Origin of the sequence: Humibacillus xanthopallidus, from assembly GCF_006716675.1 — a bacterium.
Classification (GTDB): Bacteria; Actinomycetota; Actinomycetes; order Actinomycetales; family Dermatophilaceae; genus Humibacillus; species Humibacillus xanthopallidus_B.
The window spans coordinates 152,656-166,936 of the sequence record NZ_VFPM01000004.1 but is presented as its reverse complement, the minus strand read 5'-3'; the positions used below and the strand labels follow the sequence as shown (position 1 = coordinate 166,936).

Below are 14,281 nucleotides of genomic sequence, written 5' to 3'. Positions count from 1 at the left end.
GGCGCGGGCCCGACCGGCGGCATACTCACGTGGTGACGAAGAACCTCGCTGAGCGCATCCCGCGGGATCCCGATCCCGACGGCCTCTACGAGGTCTTCACCGAGTGGACCGCCGAGCGGGGGCTCACGCTCTACCCGCACCAGGAGGAGGCCTTCCTCGAGATCCTCAGCGGCAGCAACCTCATCCTCTCGACGCCGACGGGCTCGGGGAAGTCGCTCGTCGCCACGGCCGCCCACCTCACCGCCCTCGCCGACGACCGGGTCAGCTTCTACACCGCGCCGATCAAGGCGCTCGTCTCGGAGAAGTTCTTCGCCCTGTGTGAGCAGTTCGGCGCGGACAACGTCGGCATGATCACGGGCGACGCATCGGTGAACTCCGACGCCCCGATCATCTGCTGCACGGCCGAGATCCTCGCCAACCTCGCGCTGCGAGAGGGCAGCTCGGCAGATGTGGGGCTCGTTGTCATGGACGAGTTCCACTTCTACTCCGAGCCCGACCGCGGCTGGGCGTGGCAGGTGCCCATCCTCGAGCTGCCACAGGCCCAGTTCGTGCTCATGTCGGCGACCCTCGGCGACGTCACGATGTTCCGTGACGACCTCACGCGCCGCACCGGCCGCGCCACCGCCGTCATCTCCGGCACCGAGCGCCCGGTGCCGCTCGAGTTCTCGTATGCCGTCACCCCCCTCCACGAGACCATCGAGGAGCTGCTGGCGAAGGACCGCGCGCCCGTCTACGTCGTGCACTTCACCCAGGCGGCGGCCCTCGAGCGCGCGCAGAGCCTCATGGCGGTGAAGATCACGACGCGCGAGGAGCGCGACGCCATCGCCGCGCGCATCGGCAACTTCCGCTTCGGGGCCGGCTTCGGCCGCACCCTCTCGCGACTCGTGCGCCACGGCATCGGCGTGCACCACGCCGGCATGCTGCCGAAGTACCGCCGGCTCGTCGAGCAGCTCGCCCAGGACGGCCTCCTCAAGGTCATCTGCGGCACCGACACCCTCGGGGTCGGCATCAACGTGCCGATCCGCACGGTCCTGCTGACAGGGCTGACGAAGTTCGACGGGACGAAGCAGCGGATGCTCAAGGCCCGCGAGTTCCACCAGATCGTCGGTCGAGCCGGGCGCGCGGGCTTCGACGCGCGCGGCTGGGTCGTCGCGCAGGCACCCGAGCACGTCATCGACAACCTCCGCGCCGTCGAGAAGGCCGGCGACGACCCGAAGAAGCAGCGCAAGGTCCAGCGCAAGAAGGCTCCCGACGGCTTCATCAGCTGGTCCGAGGAGACCTTCGAGCGCCTCATCGCCGCCGAGCCCGAGCCCCTGCAGCCGAGGATGCGGGTGTCGCACTCGATGCTCGTCAACATCCTTGCCCGCGAAGGCAACCCGGTCGCCCACGCGCAGCGGCTGCTCTCGGACAACCACCACGAGCCCAAGGACCAGCGCCGGCTCCAACGTCACGCGCTCGTGCTCGCCAAGGAGCTCATCACCTCCGGCGTCGTCGAGCGGCTCCCCACCGCCGAGGCGTCCGGGCGACGCCACGCTCTGACGATCGACCTGCAACGCGACTTCGCCCTCAACCAGCCGCTCGCGCCCTTCGCCCTCGCCGTCATGGAGACCCTCGACCCCGAGTCCGACACGTACGCAAGAGATCTCGTCTCCGTCATCGAGGCGATCCTCGAGGATCCCCGGCAGGTGCTCTGGGCCCAGGAGTCCAAGGCGCGAGGCGAGGCGGTCGCGGCGATGAAGCTCGACGGCATCGAGTACGAGGAGCGCATGGAGCGGCTCGAGGAGGTCACCTGGCCCAAGCCGCTCGCCGACCTGCTCGAGGTGACCCTCACGGCCTACCGGAGGACCCACCCGTGGATCTCCCCGGACGCCCTCTCGCCCAAGTCGGTCGTGCGCGAGATGTACGAGCAGGGCATGACCTTCAACGAGTTCGTCTCGGCCTACGGCCTCTCGCGCTCGGAGGGCCTGCTCCTTCGCTATCTCACCGACGCCTACCGCGCGCTGCGGCACACGGTGCCCGAGTCGCACCGCACGGAGGAGCTCGAGGACGTCATCGAGTGGCTCGGCGAGCTCGTGCGCCAGACCGACTCGAGCCTGCTCGACGAGTGGGAGGACCTCGTCAACCCGAGTGCCGCCACGCTGCAGCAGGACGACCTCGCACCGCCGGCGCGACCGCTCACGGCCAACGTGCGCGCCTTCACGGTCATGGTGCGCAACGCGATGTTCCACCGGGTCGAGCTCGCGTCGCGCGACGCGTGGGAGCTGCTCGGCGACCTCGAGGCCCGGGTGGCAGAGCTGACCGATCCCCCGCAGAAGGTCGTCATGACACCGGAGGCATGGAACGACGCTCTCGGCGCCTACTACGACGAGCACGACTCCATCGCGACGGACCAGCAGGCCCGCTCGCCGGGTCTCCTCCAGATCGAGAAGACCGCCGACGAGTGGCGCCTGCGGCAGGTCGTCGTCGACCCCGACGGTGACCTCGACTGGGGCATCACCGCCGTCGTCGACCTCGCCGCCAGCGACGACGTCGGCGCGGCGGTCCTCACCGTCGCCGCCTTCGAGCGCCTCGGCGGCTGAGCGCGGGCGGGTCCGACGGTCATGGTGACCGCCGGACCCACCTCACCAGCTGGGACTGCGTCGGGCTCAGCCCTTGTGGATGACGATCTGACCGCCGGAGAGCGCAGTCGTCGGGTTGGTCGTGTCGCCGCTGCCGATCTGGTTGTCGTAGACGATCGTGCTGTCAGACGTCTTCCAGATCTTCATGCGCAGCCTGTCGGGGCTGCCGTCCGTCGCCGTGAGCATGAAGCTGTAGCCACTCACGCCATTGACGCTGCCGGTGCCCTTGTACTGCGCCTTCGTGCCGGCGACGACGAGCCACTGGTAGTCGCTCGAGTGGAAGTTCAGGTTGCCCGCCTGGAACTGGAACTCGGTGCTGCCGGTGGGAACGGTCGCGCCCTTCTGGTACTTCGACACGAAGCCGAAGTTCGCGCGGCCCGAGGCCCCCGGGTCGGCCGGGTAGGCCCCTGCGGGCGAGGTGATCCAGCCTCCCCCGGTGACGAAGCCGCCGTCGGGGTCGAAGACGACGACGAAGCCGCACGTCTCGGTGTCGGAGCCCCCGTCGTCATCGGTGACGGTGACGGCGATGTCGAAGATGCCTGCCGACGCGTACTGGTGGGTGGCCCCGACCGGTGAGGTCGCCGCTGTCGCCGGGCTCACCACGCCGTCGCCCCAGTCGACCGTCATCGTGTGGGTGTCGTTGACGCCCGGGTCGGTGAAGGTGCCGGCGAACGAGACGTCGGTGCCGACCTGGTTGGGCGCCACGGGGCAGCTCGTCAGCGTCAGGCTCGGCGCGACGTTGGTGACCGTCACGTCGGTGCTGTCGGTGTCGGTCAGGCCGTTGTCGTCGGTGACCCCGAGGGTCACGGCGTCGACGCCGTCGTCGAGGCCGGCATACGTCGCGACCGTGCTGCTCGTGTCGCTCAGCGTGCCGATGGCGGGGTCAGCCCCGCTCCAGGCGTATGCCGTGATGGTGCCGTCAGGGTCGTGGCTCCCCGAGCCGTCCAGCGAGACGTTCGAACCCTCGGCGACCGTCTTGTCGGGGCCGGCGTCGGCGACGGGCGGCAGGCAGTTGACGGTCACGACGACCGGCGGGAACGTCACCGTCGCGTCCTCGTCGTCGGTGTAGACCACCGAGGAGTTGACGTTCAGTGGCCCGCAAGGAGCGCCCTCGTGCTTGATGCCGTAAGTGATGACGAGGTTCTCGTCACCAAGGTCGTCGCGGGAAACGGTGAAGCCGTTCGTCGTCACGCCACTGACCGTGGCGCCGAGGCCGGCGCTGACCGAACCGGGCACGAGGTCCCAGCCGGCGTCGAGCGTGACGGTGACCGATGGGTTGGTGGCGCCCGGCACGACGACGGCTGCGACGAGGGTCGACAACAGGGCCGCAAGCGAGCCGAAGCCGCCGACCGCGAACGTGTTGGCGTCACCGGCGCCACTCGCGATGGTCTCGAGCGTGGACTGGCTGATGCCATCCCCGACACCGACGGCGAAGACCTCGGCCTTGGCCTGCAGGCTCGTCGCGGCGGCAGCGGTGGGATCCCCCCCGTCGGCGTTGCCATCGGTGATCACGATGACGAGCTGGTTGCGCGCCGGGTCATCGACGCCCATCACGGCGCTGGCCTGGTTGAGACCGCACGAGATGCAGGTGCTCAACGCCGACTGAGGATTGCTGGAGATGGCCGACGCGACCGCAGCCTGGTTGTTCGACAGCGGGATGACCGTCTCAGCGCCGCTGGAGAATCCGACGACGCCGACGCGACCACCGTTGGCGAAGAGTCCGTCTGCGGCCACCGCCGTGACGACGCTGCTCGCGAAGGTGTTGAGCTGGTTGAACTCGGTGGCGTCGATGCTGCCCGACTCGTCGAGGACGAGCACGAGGTCGGTGGGTGTCGACTGCGTGCTGCTCTCCCCGTCGAGGGTGAGCGTGACGGTGGAAGTCCCGTAGCGAGCCACCGAGGTCGGACTGGCCGTCGCGTCCGGGGTGGGAGCGGCCGAGGCCATCGGGGCCATCGCCACTCCGCCGAGCGTGAGTGCGGTCGCGGCGATGACCGCCGCGACCGATCGAATCCGCGCCGGAACGAGCCGGCGACGTGTTGCTGTGTGCACGTGTATCCCCCTTTGGATCGGGTGCTCCGAGCCCCCTGTGGCCCGTCGTCGCCCGTTGTGCCCCCGATGTCCGGAAGTGGCCCCAGCCCCGCTCGGTGATACGTCGACCGCCGCGGCCCGTTAGCATCGCCCGATGCAGCTGCGCACCGAGGCTCTGCCGGACGTCGACGGCGTCTGGGTGCGCCCCGCCCACGCTGAGGAAGGCACGAGCACGGGCGTCCTCGTGCTCTCGGGGTCGAGCGGCAGGGTCGAGACCGAGCGCGCGAGCGTGATCGCCGGCGTCGGCGCGACCGCCCTCACCTACCGCTGGTTCGGGGCCCCGGGTCAGCCTCGCGGCATCTGGGAGCTGCCGCTCGAGAGCTTCGACTGGGCGGTGAGTCGCCTTGCCTCCCAGTGTGATCGGGTCGTCCTCGTCGGCGCGTCCAAGAGCGCTGAGGCGTTCCTGGTGTATGCCGCCGACGACCCCCGCGTCGACGCGGTCATCGCGCTGTCACCGAGTCACGTCGTGTGGGCCGGCGTCTCGCCGGGGCCGGACGGAGCGCTGCGCCCCCAGCACTCGTCGTGGTCGAGGGCCGGTCGGGCCGTTCCCTTCGTGCCCTATGACGACGACGTCGCGGTCACGGGCGACCCGCCGGCCTTCGAGCCCGTCTACCGCGCGAGCCTTCGCACCTTCGCCGACCGGGTGGAGGCCGCGACGATCCCGGCGGAGCGCTTCTTCGGCGACGTGTTGCTCGTCGCCGGGGGCGACGACCGGGTCTGGCCCTCGCTCGACTTCGCCCGAGCGGTCGAGGCTCGTCGGACGGCATACGGCCTGCCGACGACGCTCGTGACGCACCCCGACGCGGGCCACCGCGTGATCCTGCCGGGAGAGGCTGTCGCCACGGGTGGGATGCCCATGGACCGCGGGGGCAGCGAGTCGGCCGACCGAGCGCTGGGGCTGCTCGCGTGGCCCGAGGTCAGGCGTGTCCTCGGCGCCGCGGTGGGCTGAAACGTCGGACGCGCGGCGCGCAAGCGGGGGCCTGGCGGTGGGTATGTTCACGGGTGCACACCGGGGACCCTCTACCGACAGGAACGACTCACATGGATTCGACCGACGTCAAGCAAGCCTCACGGCAGGCCGGCGACCATCCGGCTCTCGAGACGGTGGCTCGCATCGGCTACGCCGTCAACGGCGTCCTGCACATCATCATCGGTGTCATCGCCCTCGCACTCGCCTTCGGGTCCAAGGGCACGAGTGCCGACCAGTCCGGAGCACTGGGGTCGCTCGCGGACAACCCCTTCGGCCTCGTCGTGCTCTGGATCGCCGTGGTCGCGTGGCTCGGTCTCGGCATCTGGCAGGTGACCGAGGCGATCACCGGCAGCTCCGAGACGAGTGACCGGGTCAAGGCGTCCGCCAAGGCCGTCGTCTACATCGCGCTGGCCTGGACGGCTTTCTCGTTCGCCACCGGCGGCGGGTCGTCGAGCAAGAAGCAGTCGACCGACTTCACGGCGTCGCTCATGGAGAAGCCGGCCGGCCAGTGGCTCGTCGCTCTCGTCGGGCTCGTCATCATCGGCGTCGGTGTCTACCACGTCGTCAAGGGCTGGAAGAAGAAGTTCCTCGGCGACCTGGAGTCGCACCCGGGCGAGTGGATCGTCAAGGCCGGCCGGGTGGGCTACATCGCCAAGGGCATCGCGCTCGCCATCGTGGGCGGCCTCTTCGTGCTCGCCGCGGTGCGCCACAAGCCGAGCGAGGCCAAGGGCCTCGACGGCGCCCTCCACAACCTCCTCGGCGCCCCCGGCGGCCCGGTGCTCCTGGCTCTCGTCGCGCTCGGTCTCATCGCCTTCGGCGTCTACTGCTTCGGCCGCGCCCGCCACGCCGACGTCTGATCGGTCGCTGCTGGACGGCCCACGCCGCACGTCACACACACATCGCCGGGAACCCTAGGGTTCCCGGCGATCGGCGTCTGGCGGGCGAGGCCCGCTCAGGGATCAAGCGGTCAGTGCCGCACGGCCTCGCGTGCCCGGCTGTCGACCGTCGTGCCGGACGTCTTGCGGCGCAGGTAGTTCCACGCCAGAAGCATGCAGACCACGCCGTTGACGGCCCCGATGAGGATGTCGGAGAGGTGGTGCATGCCGCGGTAGAGGCGGCCGTAGCCGACGAGGAGCGGCACGATGATGCAGATGCTCGTGACGAGGCGACGGAGCCAGGGCAGCTCGATGCGCTGGGCCATCATCGCGAAGGTGAGGTAGAGCGCCGTCGCAGCTCCCATGTGGCCGCTCGGGTAGCTCGACGTCGGCGGCGCCGGGTCGAGGTGCGGGACCGTCGGGCGGTCACGGCCGGTGATGGTCGTGGCTGCGACGAAGACGCTGGCCTGAGCGGCGATGGCGAGCGCCGGCACGACGGCATACCACCACTCCTTGGTGCGCCACCAGACGAGGGCGACGACGATGACGCAGACCCCGATGATGATCTCGGTGTTGCCGACGTGCGACCAGATCGCCGTGATGGAGTTCCAGGTCGCGGTGCGTCCGTCGGCCAGAGCCTTGCTGATCGAGTTCTCGGACTTGAGGTCGCCCAGCGGGCCGACGATGAGGAAGCCCAGACCGACGATGATGCCGAAGAGCACGATCGCCGGCGCGAGCACGCGCAGCGCCATGTCGCGCAAGGCCGACCCCACCGGAGGCCGAGACCTGTCGATCTCATAGCGGTGGATGAAGGTGTGGTTCACGAATCGCCTTTCTGCTCAGGCCCAGTGCGACCCTCCGGCGGAGGGGCGTCGTCGGGGCCGGTGGGGTTCCACCCGAGATAACCGAGGTAGGACGCCGTGCCGAGGCCGACTCCGAAGAGCACTCCTGCCACGGTGTCGGAGGGGTAGTGCACGCCGAGGAAGACACGGTCGAGGCAGGTCATCAGCACGACGAGCGAGAGTCCGCCGATGAGCCAGCCCCGGGCAGCCGAGGACAGCAGCGGCCAGAGGAGCAGCACGAGCACCGTCGCGATGGCTGCGGAGTTGGCGACGTGGCCGGACGGGAAGCTGTAGCCCGGCGCGTGCGACACCGGGTCGCTGACGACAGGGCGGGCGCGGTGGACGACCTCCTTGAGGAGGAGCTGGAGCGCCCAGGCCACCATCATCGTCACGAAGGCCCACAGGGCTCGGCTGCGCAGGCCGTACCTGCGCCACACGACGACGCACACGATCGTCGCGAGCACGTAGAGCACTCGAGGCGCGGTCGCCGCCTGCCACCAGATCAGGGCCGTGCGCAACCACGGGTTGTCGCGGGTGATGTCGGTCGCAGCGACGATGAGCCGCTCGTCGAGCTCGATGACGGGCAGGAACTTCTCTCGGACGACGAAGGCCAGAGCGGTGATCGGCACCGCGAAGACGAGGCCGAAGCCGATCGCCTTGAGCAGACGCCGTCCACGGCCACCTTGCGGTGACCGCCCATCGCGCTCGAGCTCAGCCAACCCGCACCACCAGGGAGTCGGGCAGGATGCGAATGCCGAGTGCCACGTGCTCGCCGATGGGGTCACCGTCGATCTCCGCCATGACCGGGTGGCCAGCCGTGACGGTGAACCCCTCGCCGCGGAGGCGGTCGAGCCGCTGGTGCCCGGCGCGGTGACGGGTCACGACGTCGGAGATGACGGAAAGCCAGCCCAGGGCGCCCCGAGGGGCGATCACGACGGTGTCGAGGAGGCCGTCGTCGAGCTTGGCCTCGGGCATCAGATCGATGCCACCCTGGAGGGTGCCGCAGTTGCCGATGACAACGGTGCGCGCGTGGCGGTTGACGGTGTTGCCCGCCCGCTCGACGACTCCCTCGCCGCCGGTGGAGCTCACCTCCACCCGGAAGCCGCGGCTGAAGAGGTGACGGAAGAAGCTGAAGACGTAGGCCACCCAGCCCACGACGGCCTTGACCTTCTCATTGGTGCCGGCCATGACCTGGCCATCGAGGCCGAGACCGGCCATGACGAGGAACACCTCCTCGTCGTCGTCCACCTGCGACCCGCCGTCGTGGGTGCCGTGGCTCTCGCGCGGCCGGATCGGCTTGTCGGCGACGCGCATGAGACCGACGTCGATGCGACGGTCGGAGCCGGAGAGCATCGCCTCGACGGCGTCCTCCAGCGAGTCGATGGGCAGGCCGAGGTTGCGGGCCAGCAGGTTGCCCGTGCCGCCCGGCAGCAGGCCGAGCGCGCTGTCGGTGCCGACGAGGGCCGACGCGACGGCGCGGACGGTGCCGTCGCCGCCGAGCGATGCGACGACATCGGCACCGGCCTCGACGGCCTCACGCCCCTGCTTCTCGCCGGTCTCCTCCGCGGTGGTCTCGATCCACCGGGGTTCGTCCCATCCGTGCCTCGCGGCCGCATCGGCGACGAGCTGCTTCGCAGCGTCCACGTCGTCGACCTTGACGGGGTTGTAGACGACGGCGAGGCTGCGGCGCGTTGCGGGGGCCGCGGGGGCCTCGGGCGCCTCGGGCGCCTCGGGCGAAGTGTCAGACATGGAGGGATCCTAGGGCTCGAGGCGTGAGGGGAACGCGGCCGTCGGGCGACCAGTGGAAGACATACCCACGGCGCCACGAGCCCCACCACGGCTCGGCTCCCAGCCTCCTCCAGCGCTGCGCGAGTACGCTTCGCCCGTGCTCACCATCCGCCGGAGGCTCCTGGCCGCAAGCGTCCTGGGCGTGCTCGCCGGCCTCTTCCTGCCCATGGAGCCGACGACCCCCACGCTGGCCCGCGCCCTCGTCGGTTTCGTCGTCGGCGGGCTCGCCTTCGCCGTGCCCCTCCTCGTGCACGTGCTCGGCCACAGCGCCGAGGACACCCGGGCGAAGGTCGCCGGCCGGGACGGCGACGCCAAGTGGTATGACGTCGTCGTCATCATCGTGGGGCTCGCCAGCCTCGCCGGGGTCGCCATCCTCCTCATCGGAGGCCAGTCGCGCGGCACGGAACAGGTCATCGACTCACTGATCGGCGTGGCAGCCGTGGCCGTCGGGTGGCTCTGTGTCCATACGCTCTACGTCCTGCGCTACGCCCGCGTCTACTACGCCAGCCCGACGCCGCCGATCGACTTCAACCAGGACGAGGACCCGGCCTTCTCCGACTTCGCCTACTTCTCCTTCAACCTCGGCATGGCCTACCAGGTCTCCGACACCGATCTCAAGACGACCGCGGTGCGCAAGGTGGTGCTCGGGCACGCGATGCTCGCCTACCTCTACGGCACGATCGTCATCGCGGCGACGATCAACCTCGTGGCCGGGATCGGCAGTGGGAGCGGCGGCTGACCCGCCGCTCCCACTGCCGTCAGACCCCGAGACGCGACTTCTCGTCCGACACCCAGAGCCCGATGAGGCCGGAGAAGTGCGCCATGAACTGGTCCTGCTCGTGGGCCGGGTAGGTCGCCTGGACGGTCGAGCGCAGGATGCGCCGGAAGGCGTCGGACTGCACCCACTCGAGCACGGCCGCGTCGAGGTGCGGCAGGTAGCGCTCGCACCAGGCCCAGTAGGCGTCGGTCTCGAAGTACTCATCGGCGATGGCGAGGTAGGCGTCGAGCTTCTGCGCGTCGTCGAGGTCGGTGCGGTCCGCCACGTCGAAGTAGCGTCGCATCTCGAGGTCCATCGGCCCGAGGCGGCCGGTCACGAGGCAGTAGGCCGACCACCGCACGAGCGCCTTGATGGCCCAGGGGAAGTAGTAGTGCAGCGACGTCACGGCGACATCGGGGCAGGCGTTCGCGTAGTCGATGGGATAGACGTCGTCGCCGGCGACGAGCATCTCGCAGGAGTTGAACTCCCACCCGAACATCGCGTTGACGATGCGGCTGATCGCTGCGGTCTGCTTGCCTGCCGACGGTGACAGGAAGTCGTGCGACACGGCATACCTGTTGTGCATCGGCTGGTCGGGACGGAAGTCCATGACCATGGTCTCGGGGCCGATCGAGAGGGCTCGCGCGAAGTGCTCGTAGTCGACGGTCGACTGGAGGTGCATGAGCATCTCGCCCGACTCGTCGTAGGCCTTGATGAGGTCGGCCTCGTTGTTGATGCGCGAGACCCCGCGCCAGCCCCCGCCGTCGAAGGGCTTCATGTACATCGGGTAGCCGAGGTCGTTGGCGATCTTCTTGAGGTCGAACGGCTGGTTGTACTTCGCTGACGTGTAGGCCCAGCGCACGTTGTCGACGGGGTGCTTGTAGGGCACGAGCCACGTCTCGGGGACCTTGAGCCCGAGCCGCATCAGGGCGACGTACGCGCTGTGCTTCTCCATCGACTGGAAGGTGAACGGGCTGTTGAGCAGGTAGGTGTCGTTCATCAGCGCGGCCTTCTTGAGCCACTCGCGCGGGTGGTAGTACCAGTAGGCGAGGCGGTCGATGACGAGGCCGGTGCGCACCGGCTGGCGCAGGTCGAACGGCTCGATCGTGAGGCGCTCGCTCGTCAGCTCGTGGGTCACTCCGTCGTCGGTGGTGATCGGCCCGACGAGCGCCAGCAGCTCCTCGAAGGCCGTCGGCCAGTCCTCCTCGGCTCCGAGCAGGAGCCCCACGAGGTGCGTGCGGTTCGTCGCGGCCGACGGCTGTTGAGCGTTCTCGGTCATCGTTGGGCTCCTAGGGTCCGGTGGCGCGTTCGACGAGTGCGATCCTTGCAGGAAGCGCGTCATCTGTCGCGGCTGTGACGGGCGACCGTGTCGTCACCGCGAGCAGGTCGATGAGATGGGGGTCGAAGGACCGGTGCCACGAGGGCCAGTCGTGGCGCCCGGGCACGACGGCGAGGTCGACGTCGTGGCCCTGCCGCTCGAGGGTGCGGGCCATGAGCTCGTTGTTGCGCAGGTTGCCCTCGGCCGACCCGCACGTCAGCGTGATGCGGGCATCCGTGCGCCTCCGCCGGGCTCGCCCCACCTGGGTGACGAACGAGGTGACCCGGTGCCAGTGCTCGAAGCTCTCCTCGCCGTCGAGCCGCTTGCGGAAGAAGGACCCCGACTGCAGGAAGAGGCCGGCGAAGGTCCCGGGCCGCAGCCACTCTGCCTGCAGCGCGGCGAGCGCGCCGAGGCTCGCTCCCATGATGGTCGGCCGACCCGCCGTCCGGTATGCCGTGAGCACCCTCGGCACCACGTGCTCGGTGAGCGCTTCGGCGTAGTGGGGGTTGGCGGCATACCGTGCGTTGCGCGGGCCCGGGCGGAGCAGCGCCACGCGCATGGGCGGGAGCCGGCCACTCAGGTGCGCGTCGTGCAGGACCCGGAGCAGGTGCGCGCGCCGGGCGTACTCCGGCCCGTCGTGGGCGAGCAGGAGGGGCAGCTGCTGGCTGCGGCGGCTGCCGTGCGGGGTGACGACGGCGAGGTCGACCTCGCCCACGGGTGTGCCGCTGACGGTGATCCTCGCGCGCCCCACGGAGACCAACATACGACCCGGTTGTGCACAGCCCCACGGTCGGACCCGACGGCGCGGCAGGAGCGGGTGGCAGCATGAGCGCTCAGCGACGGGAAGGCGGGGGCTCGATGGGCAAGGACAAGCGGGCGCGACGACGGGCGAGGGCGGCTTCAGCGCACCGCCCCAGTCCGGGCTGGCGCGCCGCGAGCGCGCACGGCACGGACGGCGCGGACGAGCACGCGGCGGTGGCGACGCTCATCACCCAGGCCCTCCACGCCCTCGACGTCGGCATGGACGCCCTCGTCGACGACGCGGCGGTGACGCTGGCGGGCCGGTGCGCGTCACCGACGACCCGGCGCGACGTGGTCATGACCCTGCTCGACTCCTTGACGGCCGCGACGACCGCCGCCTGGCAGCACGGCTGGCAGCCGAGCGACGTGCACCGGCTCGCGGGCCGTCGGCTCGGTGTCGCGGAGCAGGCGCTCGTCGTCGACGTCATGACCCACGAGCTGAGCCGCTACGCGCCTGCCACCGTCGACCGGCGCTGGTGGGCACAGCTCAGCGAGCTCGGAGCGGACCCGTGGTGGGACCGCTCGGCAACCTTGCTCGACGCCCAGCGGGAACGGGGTGTCGACTGGTTCACCCTCATGTCGCGCACGCTCACCGTGCTGCACCTCATCACGCGCCTGCCGGTGCTCGAGTTGCTCACCCCGGTGCCCGGCACCGCCGTCGCGCCATCCTCCGCCGGCGGCGGAACCGATGACCGGCCCGCCGTCGACGAGCGCATCCTCAGCAAGGTCCGGATGCTCCTCGCCAAGGCCGAGTCGACGACCTTCGAGGCCGAGGCCGAGACCTTCACGGCCGGCGCCCAGTCCCTCATGGCGCGGCACAGCATCGACGCGGCGCTGCTCGCGGCCTCTGGAGCGGCACGCCATCGCGACCCCACCGCGCCCGAGGGCCGCCGCATCGGCATCGACAACCCCTACGACGGGCCCAAGGCCATGCTCCTCAACGCCGTCGCCTCCGCCAACCGGTGCCGCATGGTCTGGAGCCGAGAGCTCGGCTTCGGCACGGTCGTCGGCTTCGAGTCCGACCTCGACGGTGTCGAGGTGCTCTTCACCTCGCTGCTCGTCCAGGCGACGCGCACGCTCACCTCGGCTGGATCGCGCACCGACCGGCACGGCGGGAGCCGTACCCGGGCCTTTCGGCAGTCGTTCCTCACCGCCTACGCGTCCCGCATCGGGGAGCGCCTGCGCGAGGTGACGGCGGCGGAGGAGGCGGCCGCCTCGGAGAACGCGCGCTCATCGGGACGAGAGCTCGTGCCGCTGCTCGAGGCGCGGGCCGAGGAGGTCGACGACGCCGTGAGCACGTGGTTCCCCGAGCTGCAGACCCACTCCGTGGGCGCGGTCCGCGACGCCGAGGGGTGGCATTCGGGGCGCGCGGCCGCCGACCGCGCCGAGCTCGGAGCTGGCCCCGCCATCACGCACTGACGGCCGGGAAATGGGCACTCGACTGGCGACCAACGTCGGGAAATGGGCACTCGACTCATCCTCCCGTCGAGTGCCCACTGTCCTCCGCCCTCTCCCTGTCGAGTGCCCACTTTCCTCCGGCCCTCGCGCGGCCAAAGCGTCGGTAACTGAGCACTCGACTCAGAGTCCGCGTCGGGAAGTGGGCACTCGACTCATCGGAGTGGTTCAGAGGGACTTGCGCAGGCGGTACCAGTGTGGCGTCGTCCTCTTCAGCGGCCCGGGCATGCCCGAGGTGTCGGCCGGCTCGACGGAGAGCAGCTGCCACCCCGGGAAGGCCGCCTCGACGTCCGCCTGCGAGACCCCGTCCGGCACGAGCGGCAGCGGGGTGGGCTGGAAGGCGAGCATGAGCAGCGTGGCGTTCGGGCGGGCGATGGCGGTCACGCCCGCGCCCTGCTCGCGGCGCGCGTCGGCGTCGAGGCCGTGGAAGCAACCGACGTCGAGGAAGAAGTCGAAGGTGCCGAGTGCGGCCTCCGAGAGCTGGGTGACGTCCCCGACGACAAAGGTGGCGCCCGAGCTGCCCGTACTCCGCGCGGCCTCGACGGCCCGAGGAATGTTGTCGACGCCGACCGCCTCCCAGCCCCGGGCCGCGAGCTCGTGCGTGTGCTGACCCCGGCCACAGCCCAGGTCGAGCGCCCGGCCCAGTGGGCGAGACCGCTCCGCCTCCTCGCGCTCGAGCAGCGCCTCGAATCCTGCCCTCGCGACTTCTCCGGCACGCTCCCACGGGGTGATCCCCAGACGGTATGCCAGTGCGTAGCCCGTGCTCATG

The 14,281-nt window shown here is 70.3% G+C and carries 12 protein-coding genes; 5 read left to right on the top strand and 7 right to left on the bottom strand.

The window, feature by feature from the left end; all coding sequences use genetic code 11:
• Positions 1–29: 29 nt before the first annotated feature.
• On the top strand, positions 30–2,579 hold the full coding sequence (locus FBY41_RS20360; protein WP_185749178.1) for a DEAD/DEAH box helicase: 2,550 nt from the start codon (positions 30–32) through the stop codon (positions 2,577–2,579).
• Between the two features lie 66 nt (positions 2,580–2,645).
• Here FBY41_RS20360 and FBY41_RS20355 read toward each other — a convergent pair whose 3' ends face one another.
• Positions 2,646–4,667: a vWA domain-containing protein gene (locus tag FBY41_RS20355; RefSeq protein ID WP_141846612.1), complete on the bottom strand. Its 2,022-nt coding sequence runs from the start codon at positions 4,665–4,667 to the stop codon at positions 2,646–2,648.
• A 133-nt stretch (positions 4,668–4,800) separates the two neighbouring features.
• Between FBY41_RS20355 and FBY41_RS20350 the strand changes: the two genes are divergently transcribed.
• Together FBY41_RS20350 and FBY41_RS20345 are read left to right on the top strand one after the other, a co-directional pair.
• Entirely contained in the window at positions 4,801–5,655 is an 855-nt protein-coding gene (locus tag FBY41_RS20350; RefSeq protein WP_141846610.1) for an acyl-CoA thioester hydrolase/BAAT C-terminal domain-containing protein, read from the top strand.
• A gap of 92 nt (positions 5,656–5,747) precedes the next feature.
• Positions 5,748–6,533: a DUF1206 domain-containing protein gene (locus FBY41_RS20345; RefSeq protein WP_141846608.1), complete on the top strand. Its 786-nt coding sequence runs from the start codon at positions 5,748–5,750 to the stop codon at positions 6,531–6,533.
• 110 nt (positions 6,534–6,643) lie between these two features.
• Here the strand turns inward: FBY41_RS20345 and FBY41_RS20340 are convergent, their stop codons facing one another.
• From FBY41_RS20340 to FBY41_RS20330, 3 genes are read right to left on the bottom strand one after another with little or no spacing between them, the layout of a single operon-like run.
• Positions 6,644–7,375, bottom strand: a complete 732-nt coding sequence (locus FBY41_RS20340; RefSeq protein WP_141846606.1) for a phosphatase PAP2 family protein — start codon at positions 7,373–7,375, stop codon at positions 6,644–6,646.
• Complete coding sequence (locus FBY41_RS20335; RefSeq protein WP_260439944.1) at positions 7,372–8,112, bottom strand: phosphatase PAP2 family protein; 741 nt, start codon at positions 8,110–8,112, stop codon at positions 7,372–7,374. The genes FBY41_RS20340 and FBY41_RS20335 overlap by 4 nt, the downstream gene beginning before the upstream one ends.
• Positions 8,105–9,142: a diacylglycerol/lipid kinase family protein gene (locus FBY41_RS20330; RefSeq protein WP_141846604.1), complete on the bottom strand. Its 1,038-nt coding sequence runs from the start codon at positions 9,140–9,142 to the stop codon at positions 8,105–8,107. Before FBY41_RS20330 ends, FBY41_RS20335 begins: the two co-directional genes overlap by 8 nt.
• Before the next feature lie 136 nt (positions 9,143–9,278).
• On the opposite strand from FBY41_RS20330, the gene FBY41_RS20325 reads away from it, so the two are divergent.
• Entirely contained in the window at positions 9,279–9,920 is a 642-nt protein-coding gene (locus tag FBY41_RS20325; protein ID WP_141846602.1) for a DUF1345 domain-containing protein, read from the top strand.
• A 19-nt stretch (positions 9,921–9,939) separates the two neighbouring features.
• On the opposite strand, the gene FBY41_RS20320 is transcribed toward FBY41_RS20325, so the two are convergent.
• The gene (locus tag FBY41_RS20320) at positions 9,940–11,217 is read right to left on the bottom strand and encodes an ATP-grasp domain-containing protein (protein ID WP_141846600.1); all 1,278 of its coding nucleotides are present in this window, start codon (positions 11,215–11,217) and stop codon (positions 9,940–9,942) included.
• A gap of 10 nt (positions 11,218–11,227) precedes the next feature.
• Positions 11,228–12,007: an alpha/beta hydrolase gene (locus FBY41_RS20315; RefSeq protein ID WP_185749177.1), complete on the bottom strand. Its 780-nt coding sequence runs from the start codon at positions 12,005–12,007 to the stop codon at positions 11,228–11,230.
• Between the two features lie 74 nt (positions 12,008–12,081).
• On the opposite strand from FBY41_RS20315, the gene FBY41_RS20310 reads away from it, so the two are divergent.
• A complete protein-coding gene (locus FBY41_RS20310) occupies positions 12,082–13,476 on the top strand; it encodes a DUF2786 domain-containing protein (RefSeq protein ID WP_141846596.1) in 1,395 nt (464 codons plus the stop codon).
• Between the two features lie 204 nt (positions 13,477–13,680).
• On the opposite strand, the gene FBY41_RS20305 is transcribed toward FBY41_RS20310, so the two are convergent.
• Positions 13,681–14,280, bottom strand: a complete 600-nt coding sequence (locus FBY41_RS20305) for a class I SAM-dependent methyltransferase (RefSeq protein ID WP_141846594.1) — start codon at positions 14,278–14,280, stop codon at positions 13,681–13,683.
• Between the last annotated feature and the right edge of the window lies 1 nt (position 14,281).

Excerpts from the sequence above, each read along its gene's own strand:
- FBY41_RS20345 (WP_141846608.1), top strand. The coding sequence starts at position 5,748 with ATGGATTCGACCGACGTCAAGCAAGCCTCACGGCAGGCCGGCGACCAT.
- FBY41_RS20310 (WP_141846596.1), top strand. The coding sequence starts at position 12,082 with ATGAGCGCTCAGCGACGGGAAGGCGGGGGCTCGATGGGCAAGGACAAG.
- FBY41_RS20320 (WP_141846600.1), bottom strand. The coding sequence starts at position 11,217 with ATGACCGAGAACGCTCAACAGCCGTCGGCCGCGACGAACCGCACGCAC.
- FBY41_RS20350 (WP_141846610.1), top strand. The coding sequence starts at position 4,801 with ATGCAGCTGCGCACCGAGGCTCTGCCGGACGTCGACGGCGTCTGGGTG.
- FBY41_RS20305 (WP_141846594.1), bottom strand. The coding sequence starts at position 14,280 with ATGAGCACGGGCTACGCACTGGCATACCGTCTGGGGATCACCCCGTGG.
- FBY41_RS20330 (WP_141846604.1), bottom strand. The coding sequence starts at position 9,142 with ATGTCTGACACTTCGCCCGAGGCGCCCGAGGCGCCCGAGGCCCCCGCG.